This window comes from Haemophilus influenzae, from assembly GCF_001457655.1.
GTDB classification, from domain to species: domain Bacteria; phylum Pseudomonadota; class Gammaproteobacteria; order Enterobacterales; family Pasteurellaceae; genus Haemophilus; species Haemophilus influenzae.
On record NZ_LN831035.1, the window covers coordinates 1,501,463 to 1,513,305 of the forward strand.

Sequence of the window (11,843 nt, forward strand, 5' to 3'; positions counted from 1 at the left end):
GGCTATTCTAACAAAGGATAATAGGATGGTAAAATGATAAAAATTGCAAATTTGAATGAATAAGTCTTTAGAGATAAAATACCGACTTATTTTATTAAATAAGGATTTTCTATGCTTACATTGGATCAAGCTCGCTCGAAAATGCTCGAACAGATTCCCTTCCCAACTCAAACTGAAAGCTTAAATTTACAAGAAGCCGCCAATCGAATTTGTGCAGAAGATATTATTTCGCCTATCAATGTTCCCTCTTTCGATAATTCAGCAATGGATGGCTATGCTGTACGTTTATCGGATTTACAACAATCTTTAACGCTTTCGATAGCAGGAAAATCTTTTGCAGGTAATCCATTCCAAGAGGAATGGCAATCACTAAGTGCGGTCAGAATTATGACTGGCGCGATGATTCCTGAAGGCGCAGATGCAGTGATAATGCAAGAGCTAGTGACACTCAATGAAGACGGCACCATCACTTTTAGTGAATTACCTAAACCAAATCAAAACATCCGTCGTATTGGCGAAGATGTAAAAAAAGGCGATGTGGTATTAGAACAAGGCGCACCGCTTACTCCTGTTTCCTTGCCATTATTAGCCTCTCTAGGCATTGCAGAAGTAAAATGCTATCGCCAATTAAAAGTCGGCGTACTCTCAACTGGCGATGAACTTGTGGAAGTCGGCAAGCCATTACAAAGTGGACAAATCTATGATACCAACCGTTTCACTGTAAAATTATTACTTGAAAAACTTAACTGTGAAGTCATTGATTTAGGGCTATTACCTGATAACGAAGCTGAATTTGAAAAAGCATTTATTGCCGCACAAAGCCAAGCCGATTTAGTGATTACCAGTGGCGGTGTTTCCGTTGGAGAAGCGGATTTCACTAAAGCGGTATTGGAAAAAGTCGGCAAAGTAAATTTTTGGAAAATCGCAATCAAACCGGGCAAACCATTCGCTTTTGGTAAATTAGAAAACGCTTGGTTCTGTGGTTTACCCGGTAATCCTGTTTCTGCATTAGTGACATTTTATCAACTTGTACAGCCATTAATCGCTAAACTGCAAGGGCAAAAACAATGGAAAAATCCACCGCACTTTTCAGCCATTGCCACAATGAATTTGAAAAAAGCAGTGGGACGTTTAGACTTCCAACGAGGTTTTTATCACATCAATGAACAAGGTCAAATTGAAGTACAATCAGTGGGATTTCAAGGCTCTCATCTCTTTAGTGCTTTTGTAAAAAGCAATTGTTTTATCGTGTTAGAACAAGAACGTGGCAATGTTTCTGCGGGCGAAACAGTGATAATTGAGCCTTTCAATCATTTATTAGGATAACAAATGATCGAACTTAGTCACGAAGAAGAATTGCGTTATAACCGTCAAATTATTCTTAAAAGCGTAGATTTTGACGGGCAAGAAAAACTTAAAGCAAGCAAAATGCTGATCGTTGGGCTTGGCGGTTTAGGTTGTGCAGCCAGCCAATATCTCGCAGCAGCAGGCGTTGGGAATTTAACACTGTTGGATTTCGACACAGTTTCTCTTTCGAATCTTCAACGACAAGTCTTGCACTGCGATGCTCGCTTGAATATGCCCAAAGTAGAATCAGCTAAAATTGCACTGGAACAAATCAATCCACATATAAACATTGAGACGATTAATGCTAAGTTAGACGAAAAAAAACTCGCAGAAATCATTCCGCACTTTGATATTGTTTTAGATTGTACAGACAATGTGGAAATCCGTAATCAATTGGATCGCCAATGTAATCATGCAAAAATTCCATTGATTTCAGGTGCGGCGATTCGAATGGAAGGTCAGGTTTCCGTTTTCACTTATGAACCGAATACGCCTACTTATCGTGATCTCAGTAAATTATTTGGACAAAATGTATTAAGCTGTGTAGAAGCTGGCGTGCTTGCACCAATCGTCGGCATTGTGGGCACCATTCAAGCCTTAGAAGCAATTAAAGTGCGGTTAAAAATCGGTAAGAATTTATGTGGCCGCTTATTGATGATTGATGGTTTTTCGATGAATATCCGAGAAATTAAACTTCCAACCAATGTGGAATAAAACCCTTAAAAAGAGAAAAATTTTAACCGCACTTTTTATTAATCATAACCTTTACGACAAACATTATGACAACAGAAATTAAAAAACTTGATCCCGATACAGCCATTGATATTGCTTACGATATTTTCTTAGAAATGGCTGGAGAAAATTTAGATCCTGCCGACATTCTTTTATTCAACCTACAATTTGAAGAACGCGGTGGTGTGGAATTTGTTGAAACTGCCGATGATTGGGAAGAAGAAATTGGTGTACTGATTGATCCTGAAGAATACGCTGAAGTGTGGGTGGGATTAGTCAATGAGCAAGATGAAATGGATGATGTATTTGCTAAATTCTTAATTTCTCACCGAGAAGAAGATCGTGAATTTCACGTTATTTGGAAAAAGTAACGATAATGTAAAAATAAGGGAAATCATCTGATTTCCCTTATTCTTTTCGCTTAAAATTAACGCACATTAAATTGGAAAACTCGAGAAAAAGACTAATAACAGCGGTGGTAATAAATTTGTGACCATACCAAAAGAAATGGCGATAGGCGTTACTTCAATTCCGCCTGATTTTTGAATAATCGGCAATGTACAATCTAATGCTGTTGCGCCTGTAATCCCAATAGCTGTAGAGCGATAATGTTGCATAAACAGTGGAATTAAAAATAAACTCAAAATTTCACGCGATAAATCATTAAAAAAGGCAATACTCCCCTGCATCGGCCCCCAAGCATTTGTCAGCACGACGCTTGATAAAGAATACCAACCAAATCCCGATGAAAAGGCTAAACCTTGAGTAATCGGAATACTTAGAAAAAATGCCGAAATAACACCACCAACTAAAGAACTTAGGGTAAAAATCGCTCCCATCATTAAACCTTGCTTATTTAGCAAGACTTCTTTCAAGGAAATGCCATTGTTACGAAGTTGAATTCCCACAAAAAAGATCAAAGCAATAAGCACGTAAAGATTGGAACCATGTGGGAAATGCAACCAATCATTACACAGCCAACCTAAAACGATGCCAATAATCACCGCACTTAATAATTTAATTGAGTCTATTAACGAATGCCAACGAGATGGCAATTCTCCCTGTAAATAATTAACAGGCTTAGGCAAAGTGCTGTCATAAATAGCCAAACCTAGGATATTACAAGTCAGAATGATAGCCGATAGCCCTAAAGCGGTCATACCAATAATTGGCAATTTTTGTTCTAAATGCTCTAGCTGACCAAGCATAAACCCCATCATAAATAAAATAATGTACAGTAATAACATCACTATTTTATTTATGAATGCCAAGGTATTTTGATTCTGTATTTTGACTAAATACCCCAACATCATCGGCACAAGTACGATAAGCAATCCGTTAATAATTTCTTCCATTATTTTCCTTTTTGTAGATCACTGCACTTTATTTAATTTTCAAAGATAATTTGAATAAATATTGCAGTAAAAATAAAAATTACTTATACAAGCAATAAAATCATACCGCTTATAATATATATTTTTTATCAATCTACCAAACGCTCAATGAACAAACTTTCTATGTAGGATATTTTATCTCTTTATTATGTAAAAACGAGGATATAAAAAAGCGGCTAAAAAATAAGCCGCTTTTCATCATTATTTCCCTGCAAAAACTTTAATTTGCTCTGCACCTAAATGCCCTGGTACGGTTTTTTTCAGGTTTAGATCGCTATCTAAAAAGAGATTGAACGGATAGCCACGCACTCTTGCTTTGTCAATGATTTCGCCTTTTTCATCTAAAAGCACCGTGATATTTTTATATTCTAATCCTTTGTACCATTCAATAAAATCAGCGGTGTCTTTTTCGCCTTTGTGATCGGGCGAAACAATGGTTATGACTTCAAATCCACGATCTTTTTCTGCACTTAAATCATCAATTTCAGCTAAGCCAGCCAAGCAAATTGGACACCAAGATGCCCACATTTTTACATACACAGGTTTGCCTTTATATTGGCTTAAAGTAACTGGCTGATTGTTTAAGTCTTTGAGTTGCACATCCGCCAAATTAGTTTGTGCAAAAGTGTTTAGGCTGAATGCCATTAGAAATATTGATAATAGTTTTTTCATTGCTTTTTTCCTTTTATAAATTTCTTTTGTTGAGGTTATGTTTTACGAAAAATTATTCGTAATTAATAAAATACCCATCACGATAATTAAAATTCCGCCACCGATTTTAAATTTGTCTAAGTGTTTATTTAACCCTTTGGCACGTTTGAGCAAGCTGTCAGATAAGAACGAAAACAGTACAAACGGGGTCGCAAGCCCTAAGACATAAACAAACATCATTGATGCACCGTAAAGTGCAGAGCCTTCATCGCCTGATAAAGCTAACACGGAAGCCAGAATCGGGCCAATACAAGGTGTCCAACCAAGACTAAACGTTAAACCAAGAACAAATGCCTCAAGTGCGGTTGATTTTCCTGATGTTTTTATTTCCACCAATTTCGTGCGTTCCAACAAACCAATTTTGAAAATGCCAAGTTGATGAATACCCAAAATAATCACGATAACGCCAGCGATAATGCGGGTAGTGTTACTAAATAAAATATTCCCTAAAAAACCAAAACTAAAGCCTAAACTGACAAATGTAAGGGAAAGCCCTAAAATAAATAAAAAAGTATTTAAGACTTTTTTACCGCCTTTACTCAAAATACCAAAATAAATTGGAATAATCGGGAAAATACAAGGCGAAAGAAAAGAAGCAAGCCCAGCTAAAAATACAGTTCCAATAAGGAGTTGCTGATCTAACATCCTACATCTCCTTATTTTTTAATGGATTGAATCAAATATCCGTATCCTGCCTTTTCCATTTCAGCTAACGGAATAAATTTAATTGATGCACTGTTAATGCAATAACGTAAACCACCTTTATCTTTCGGGCCGTCGTCAAAAACGTGTCCTAAATGGGCATTGCCCGCACGACTTAACACTTCGGTACGTTGCATATTGAAGCTATTGTCGGTTTCATAATGCACTACATCTTTAATGATCGGTTTCGTAAAGCTTGGCCAGCCACAACCTGATTCAAATTTATCATTTGAAGAGAAAACAGGCTCGCCTGTAGTGACATCAACATAAATACCGGGTTGGAAGTTATCCCAATATTCGTTACTAAAAGAGCGTTCAGTATGTTTATTTTGAGTAACGGAATATTGCAACGGTGTCAATTTCGCTTTGAGTTCTGCATCACTCGGTTTCGGATAATCTTTTTCGTCAATCACAGGTTCATCTGCTTTGGTAATATCAATATGGCAATAACCATTTGGATTTTTCTTCAAATAATCCTGATGATATTCTTCTGCTACGATGTAATTTTTAATCGGCTGCACCTCAATTTGTACTGGTTTTTTATATTTGGTTTGAAGCTGGGCGAGAGCTTGTTCGATCACTGCTTTATCTGCCCCATCTTGATAATAAATCCCTGTGCGATATTGTCTACCACGGTCGTTACCTTGTTTGTTTACACTCGTTGGATCAATCACTTTAAAATAATATTTAAGCAATTTATCTAACGAAATTTGGTTTGCATCGTAAGTGACTTTTACCGTTTCTGCGTGATCGGTTAGCCCAATCATATGATAACTGGTTTTCCCCGTATTACCATTGGCATAGCCAGAAATCGCATCTTTCACACCGTGAATACGCTCCATATATGCTTCCATACCCCAGAAACAACCACCAGCAAGATAAATTTCTCGGATGTTTTGCGTATTTTCCATTACCATTTTTTGTTCTCCAGATGATGATGTTGAATTTTGTATTGCTAAAGTTGGTGCTGCACAGCAAAGTGCGGTAATAAATAGAAATGTTTTTGATAGTTTCATTGCTTTTCCTTATGAAGTAAAAATTAACGTTACATAAGGTTAGACGGCGGATAATTCGATTTCTTACAGATTTTTGCAAAATTTTTAAAGAAATTGATTAAAATCCATTGTTATAACCAATAATAAAGCGTTAAGATGCCCAATCTCCCCCTCTTTTCTAAGGTAAAAATCTATATGCAATCACATTCCATTCCTTCACTTTATCACAAAGCGATTAGTTTTATGGTATCAGCGTACTTTTCCATTACCTTGATGAATGTATTTGTCAAAACCGCTTCTCAAACAATCCCTGCAAGTGAAACCTTATTTTCACGCTTTTTAATCGGCTTGCTTTTCTTACTTCCTTTTGTGATTAAAGATCGCGATTTTAAAGTGGATACTCGTCAATGGAAATTTTTAATCCTGCGTAATGCCGCGGGTGTATCGAATATGTTGATTAACTTTTATGTCGTGAAGTTCTTACCGCTTTCCATCGCTGTCTTATTGATGAATACCTCTGCCCTATTTATCCCGATTTTATTGCTTTTTTTCCATCAAAAAACACCGCTTAATGTGCTTTTATGTAGCTTAATCGGTTTTCTTGGCGTTTCCATTATTTTACTCACCAATCACAATGGCAATGTTGATCCTATTTATGTGCTGATTGGATTATCTGGTGCTGTATTAGCGGGAATGGCATTTATTGGCTTACAAGAATTAAACAAATACAACACACCAAAAAATATCGTATTTTATTTTCATCTGATTGGTACGTTCATGTTACCAGTCTTCTTTATTAACCAATGGAAAATCCCTAATTTATACGAGCTTGGCTTATTACTATTGGTGGGCGGTTTCGGATTGATTTTCCAATTATTACTCACGCGCGCTTTTAAATACGCACCCGCCAATATCATTACTCCTTTTGCTTTCACTGGCGTGGTTTTCTCTAGCGTTTTCGACTGGCTCTTTTGGCATCATACGCCTAACCTCTATTTTTGGCTCGGTGCAGTTATAATTGTGGGCGCAGTGAGTTTATTGGCGAAGCTGAAGAAATAAAACCTTTGAGATTACAAAATGCCGTATGGATAAGTTAGAAATACCGCTATAAAGTGCGGTCAAAATAGCGGATTTTTTAATACTTTCATCACTCTTAATGTGAATCTTTAAATTTCTTCATCATCATACTTAAGGTTTTGCAATTTCTTTGAAAACGACGACAACGCGAGCACATAGCTAAATGCACTTTTAGCCCTACTTTTTCTTGTATATCTAATGAACGTTCGTGCGATTCGGAAATCATTCGAGTGGCTTGGCGACAACGCATAATCTCTCCTAAAGTTTTTTTGAAAGACAGTTTTGCAACTGTAAACGAGCCCGATAAAGGGTGGTATGTAAATTAGACGAAGTTAAATGCGTTTCTTGACAAATTTCTTCAGATGAAAGATCTAAAAACTCTCGCATCATAAAAATTTTTGCCTGTTTGGCGGGTAAACAAGTCAAACAAGTTTCAAAAATCAGCCAAAATTCATCGGAATAAACCGTTTCTTCTTCGCCTTGTAATTCACTCGGGTAATGTTCTGGTTTCCAATACCCCTTTTCATCAAAAAATGAATTATTGGTATCTTCATCTTCAAGTTCACTTTCTAAAACAAACCGCCCTTTCTGACGTAAATAATCAATAATCTTATTTTTAAGAATCGCAAAAATCCAAGTTTTAAATGCAGATTGATGCTTAAAATTATCAAGATTTTTGAATGCACTTAAAAAAGCTTCTTGTACTAAATCTTCAGCAAGATCGGCTTGATTTACTTGCAATTGTGCAAATGTCAGCATTTGAGTGCGAATTTGCTGAAGCTCAAGATCAGAAATAACATTCATTTTAACTCCTTTAAAACTTATGTAAGAAATGAAACCCACTTCCTTTAATAAACTAAGGTAGCTATTTTTACACTCAAAAAAGGAAATTTAAAATGAAAAATTTTACATTAAATCTGTTTCGCAAAGTTAAGAAAAATCTGGTGTTTAAGAAAAAAATAATTAAGACAAAAAACGAGCATTTTCGATTTAGATTAATACTAAACAAAAAATGCTCTTTTTAGATGCTAATTTATCCAATTAGATTAGTTGTGTTAGCCTTACCAAACCCAACCAGCTCCCATTTGATAGGAAATTTTACTGTTTTTGCCTGCATTTACGGCGATACCGCTTTTTAATGTAATATTCGCTTTTGGTGTGTAGCCTACACCAATCGCCACCGCATTACGGCTGCCATAACCGCCCACCGCAGCAGAAAAACTCGCTTTTCCGACCACTTGTGGCAAGACTAAACCAGAAAGTGCGTTAGCCGCCGCTAAACCACGTTCTAATTTGCTGTCTAATTTTCCTAATTTGCCATTTAGCTCGTTAAAATCTGATTGGAAATTATGCACTTGCGTTTGCAACGTGCCTAATTTGAGATCGGTATATTGATTTGCAGTTTGTAAAGTTTGTGTATCGCCATCATCCATTTATTTTTTATTTACTGCGTCAGTGTCTTTTTCGGCTGCTTTTACATTAGCAATGTATCTTTCTGTACCTTCTCTACCAAAAGAAACTTCATTTTCTCTTGTAGTTTCTGAACTATATCCTACAGCAATAGAGTTGTTATATTTAGCTTTTGCTTTGTTACCTAGAGCAATAGCATTTTCTACTTTATTAGTACCAGTTTCATTTTTAGCTTCACTTTCATAACCTATAGCATGTTATATGAACCTTCAACCTTATTTGACACCCCCAATACTGTATTATATATACCATCTTTGTAAGTCCTAAAGTCTTCGGCTTTTTTACTATTAATTGTATTATTCTTTAAATTACCAATGATCAGGCTATACGCCCCAAACTCTTTAATGCCGTAATTCGTACTAATTGAATTGTCACTCGCCGCAAAGGCTTGAGAAGAGATTAGCAAACTGCTGATAAGTTAAGCTGTCGTGGTTAGCTTGACAGATGAAAAGAAAAGATTAGCATTGCTTGCTTTCAGAATTGTAATAAAACATATTATATCCTCCTAGGATAAAACAAAAAAGAAGCGCGACTTTACGTTAAATAAATTGATATGTAAAGGAAATACAAATTTTTTCGTGCAAATTCCAATATTTAACTTTAAAATACTTGCCTCTGAACAAATATTCATTATAAATAAAAGTCACAATATTTATTTTATAAATAAAAAAGTGCGGTTAAAATCATCCGCACTTTTTAGTTCGTAGAAAGGAAAATTCAATGTTTAAAATGAAAAATATCACGCTTGCTTTGTTGATGTCTAGTGCATTAGTGGGATGTGCCAATATTGGCGATTCTTATCAAGCTAGCCTTGAAGATTACAAGCAATATGAAGAAATTACCAAGCAATATAATGTAAAAGAAAATTGGTGGTCGTTATATGATGATGCACAATTAAATCGCGTAGTAGAACAAGCATTAATAAACAACAAAGATTTAGCTAAAGCAGCCGTGGCGGTAAACCGTGCGCTTTACAGTGCAAATTTAGTGGGCGCAAATTTAGTGCCTGCATTTAATGGTTCAACTTCATCAGCAGCACAACGCCGAGTTGATATCAGTACAAACTCTGCCATTTCACACAAAGGTTCTTTAAATGTGAGCTATACATTAGATCTGTGGCAACGTTTGGCCAATACTGTTGATGCGGCGGAATGGTCGCACAAAGCAACTGCAGAAGATATGGAATCGGCTCGTTTATCATTAATCAATTCTGTAGTAACAACTTATTATCAAATTGCTTATTTAAATGATGCAATTAGCACAACCAACGAAACGATCAAATATTACACGGATATTGGCAATATTATGCAAACGCGTTTAGCGCAAGGCGTGGCTGATGCAGCCAGCGTTGATCAAGCACAACAAGCCATATTAACGGCACGTAATAACAAATTAAATTTTGAAACCCAACGCAAAACAGCAGAACAAACACTGCGTAATCTTCTCAACCTAAAACCAAATGAAGCATTAAATATCACGTTCCCACATATTATGAATGTGAAAACGGCAGGCGTAAACTTAAACGTGCCTGTGTCTGTAATTGCAAATCGTCCTGATGTAAAAGCAGCACAATTCCGTTTAAGCAGTGCATTCAAAAATGCCAAAGCAACTCAAAAAAGTTGGTTCCCAGAGGTTAATTTAGGTGCAAGCCTTTCTTCAACAGCAAGCACGGTTGGTACGGCGTTACATAACCCTGTGGCTGCTGGTACAGTAGGAATTAGCCTACCGTTCTTAAATTGGAACACCGTAAAATGGAACGTTAAAATTTCTGAAGCTGACTATGAAACAGCACGTTTAAATTACGAACAACGTATTACCACCGCTCTCAATAATGTGGATACCAACTATTTTGCCTTTACCCAAGCGCAAAGTACATTAAGTAATTTACAGCAAACCCATAGTTACAATCAGCGTATCACACAATATTATCGAAACCGCTATAATGCGGGCGTATCCGAATTGCGCGAATGGTTAGTTGCAGCCAATACGGAAAAATCATCACAACTTGCGATTTTGAATGCAAAATATCAAGTGCTACAAAGTGAAAATGCGGTATATAGCTCAATGGCGGGATATTATTTGTAAAAATCAAATTGGATTAATCTATAAAAAATCCCTGTTAAATTTCTTTAACAGGGATTTTGTTATTTAAATTAAACCTATTATTTTGTCGCTTCTTTCACTGCATCTACTGCTTGAGTTGCTTTTTCTGAAACCGCCTCTTTCATTTCAGTTGCTTTTTCTTTCATTTCGCCTACTTTTTCTGATGCAGCTTCTTTCATCTCACTTGCTTTTTCTGATGCTGCTTCTTTCATTTCGCCTACTTTTTCTGATGCAGCTTCTTTCATTTCACTTGCTTTTTCTGATGCTGCTTCTTTCATCTCACTTGCTTTTTCTGAAACCGCCTCTTTTATTTCAGTTGCTTTTTCTGATGCTGTTTCTGTTGCTGATTTAATTACTTCTTTCGCATCTTCCACTTTCTCTGCTACTTTATTTTTCACGTCTGTAGAAAGCTGCTGTGCTTTTTCCTTTACTTCAGTCATTGTATTAGCTGCAGCATCTTTTGTTTCTGATGCGACTGATGCTACAGTTTGTTTCGTATCCTCAACTTTTTGTTTTGCTTCTTGCTTATCAAAACAACCTGTCACGGCTAAAGCTGAACCTAAAACCAATGCTAATGTTAATTTTTTCATTATTTTCTCCATAGAATAATTTGATTATTACAAAGCCCTATTACTTTGATGCAGTTTAGTTTACGGGAATTTTCATAAAAAGAAAAACAGTAATAGTAAAATTTTACCTTTCTTTAAAAAGATTACTTTATAAAACAACATCTAAGATATTGATTTTTAATAGATTATATAAAAAACCAATAAAAATTTTATTTTTTGTAAAAAAAGAATAGTTTATTTTAAATAAATTACAGGAGATGCTTGATGCATCAATATTTCTGATTTATTACCATCCCATAATAATTGAGCAATAGTTGCAGGATAAAATGATATTGGATTTCGTTTTCCATACAGTTCAGCAACAATTTCTCCCACTAAGGGCAAATGGGAAACAATCAATACAGATTTAACGCCCTCGTCTTTTAGCACTTCTAAATAATCAATTACGGAATGCGCATGGCCATAAGGCGTAATCCCCTCCCAAATTTCAAATTTATTTTCTAATTCCAAATCAAACGCTTGATTAACTTGATGAAAGGTTTCTTGAGCTCTGACATAAGGGCTCACTAAAATACGGTCTAGTGAATTAATTACTAGCGTGCTTAAATGCTGTTTTAACCACTGCCCTTGTAAAAAAGCCTGTTTAGAACCATAAACAGTTAAATGGCGAGCTTTATCACTATTAGCCATTACTTCCGCTTCGCCGTGACGCATAATAAAAATGTTCATTTTGCTTTCCTAAA

Annotated in this window: 15 protein-coding genes; 5 read left to right on the plus strand and 10 right to left on the minus strand. The window is 35.9% G+C overall.

The window, feature by feature from the left end; translation table 11 throughout:
* Positions 1-111 precede the first annotated feature (111 nt).
* From moeA to AT683_RS07405, 3 genes are all read left to right on the plus strand, one after another.
* The gene (gene moeA / locus AT683_RS07395) at positions 112-1,326 is read left to right on the plus strand and encodes a molybdopterin molybdotransferase MoeA (RefSeq protein ID WP_038441244.1); all 1,215 of its coding nucleotides are present in this window, start codon (positions 112-114) and stop codon (positions 1,324-1,326) included.
* Between the two features lie 3 nt (positions 1,327-1,329).
* Positions 1,330-2,061 (plus strand): molybdopterin-synthase adenylyltransferase MoeB, encoded by a 732-nt coding sequence (gene moeB, locus AT683_RS07400; RefSeq protein ID WP_038441246.1) that lies wholly within the window; start codon positions 1,330-1,332, stop codon positions 2,059-2,061.
* A gap of 65 nt (positions 2,062-2,126) precedes the next feature.
* Positions 2,127-2,450, plus strand: coding sequence for an HI1450 family dsDNA-mimic protein (locus AT683_RS07405; protein ID WP_005628170.1), 324 nt, complete (start codon positions 2,127-2,129; stop codon positions 2,448-2,450).
* Positions 2,451-2,516: 66 nt separating this feature from the next.
* Here AT683_RS07405 and AT683_RS09715 read toward each other — a convergent pair whose 3' ends face one another.
* The 4 genes from AT683_RS09715 to msrAB all read right to left on the minus strand — a co-directional run bounded on the left by AT683_RS09715 (position 2,517) and on the right by msrAB (position 5,902).
* Positions 2,517-3,434, minus strand: coding sequence for a LysO family transporter (locus AT683_RS09715; RefSeq protein ID WP_038441250.1), 918 nt, complete (start codon positions 3,432-3,434; stop codon positions 2,517-2,519).
* 240 nt (positions 3,435-3,674) lie between these two features.
* Positions 3,675-4,145 carry a redoxin family protein gene (locus AT683_RS07415; protein WP_038441252.1) on the minus strand — a complete coding sequence of 157 codons (471 nt, stop codon included), beginning with the start codon at positions 4,143-4,145 and terminating at the stop codon, positions 3,675-3,677.
* A gap of 42 nt (positions 4,146-4,187) precedes the next feature.
* On the minus strand, positions 4,188-4,829 hold the full coding sequence (locus AT683_RS07420) for a cytochrome c biogenesis protein CcdA (protein WP_005656594.1): 642 nt from the start codon (positions 4,827-4,829) through the stop codon (positions 4,188-4,190).
* Positions 4,830-4,840: 11 nt separating this feature from the next.
* A complete protein-coding gene (gene msrAB / locus AT683_RS07425; protein WP_005656593.1) occupies positions 4,841-5,902 on the minus strand; it encodes a bifunctional peptide-methionine (S)-S-oxide reductase MsrA/peptide-methionine (R)-S-oxide reductase MsrB in 1,062 nt (353 codons plus the stop codon).
* A gap of 174 nt (positions 5,903-6,076) precedes the next feature.
* On the opposite strand from msrAB, the gene AT683_RS07430 reads away from it, so the two are divergent.
* Complete coding sequence (locus AT683_RS07430; protein ID WP_005656592.1) at positions 6,077-6,940, plus strand: DMT family transporter; 864 nt, start codon at positions 6,077-6,079, stop codon at positions 6,938-6,940.
* Positions 6,941-7,034: 94 nt separating this feature from the next.
* Here the strand turns inward: AT683_RS07430 and AT683_RS07435 are convergent, their stop codons facing one another.
* The 4 genes from AT683_RS07435 to AT683_RS09620 form a co-directional block, all read right to left on the minus strand.
* Complete coding sequence (locus AT683_RS07435) at positions 7,035-7,208, minus strand: zf-HC2 domain-containing protein (protein WP_005650423.1); 174 nt, start codon at positions 7,206-7,208, stop codon at positions 7,035-7,037.
* Positions 7,209-7,216: 8 nt separating this feature from the next.
* A complete protein-coding gene (locus tag AT683_RS07440) occupies positions 7,217-7,762 on the minus strand; it encodes a sigma-70 family RNA polymerase sigma factor (protein ID WP_005650421.1) in 546 nt (181 codons plus the stop codon).
* Positions 7,763-8,019: 257 nt separating this feature from the next.
* Positions 8,020-8,391 (minus strand): YadA C-terminal domain-containing protein, encoded by a 372-nt coding sequence (locus AT683_RS09935; protein WP_038441254.1) that lies wholly within the window; start codon positions 8,389-8,391, stop codon positions 8,020-8,022.
* Positions 8,392-8,619, minus strand: a complete 228-nt coding sequence (locus AT683_RS09620) for a hypothetical protein (RefSeq protein ID WP_080316036.1) — start codon at positions 8,617-8,619, stop codon at positions 8,392-8,394. It lies immediately after the preceding gene.
* 529 nt (positions 8,620-9,148) lie between these two features.
* On the opposite strand from AT683_RS09620, the gene tdeA reads away from it, so the two are divergent.
* On the plus strand, positions 9,149-10,513 hold the full coding sequence (tdeA, locus tag AT683_RS07450; RefSeq protein WP_005656589.1) for a toxin/drug exporter TdeA: 1,365 nt from the start codon (positions 9,149-9,151) through the stop codon (positions 10,511-10,513).
* A gap of 77 nt (positions 10,514-10,590) precedes the next feature.
* Here tdeA and AT683_RS07455 read toward each other — a convergent pair whose 3' ends face one another.
* Together AT683_RS07455 and sixA are read right to left on the minus strand one after the other, a co-directional pair.
* On the minus strand, positions 10,591-11,121 hold the full coding sequence (locus AT683_RS07455; RefSeq protein ID WP_038441256.1) for a histone: 531 nt from the start codon (positions 11,119-11,121) through the stop codon (positions 10,591-10,593).
* Between the two features lie 213 nt (positions 11,122-11,334).
* Complete coding sequence (gene sixA, locus AT683_RS07460; protein WP_005652786.1) at positions 11,335-11,829, minus strand: phosphohistidine phosphatase SixA; 495 nt, start codon at positions 11,827-11,829, stop codon at positions 11,335-11,337.
* Positions 11,830-11,843: the final 14 nt, after the last annotated feature.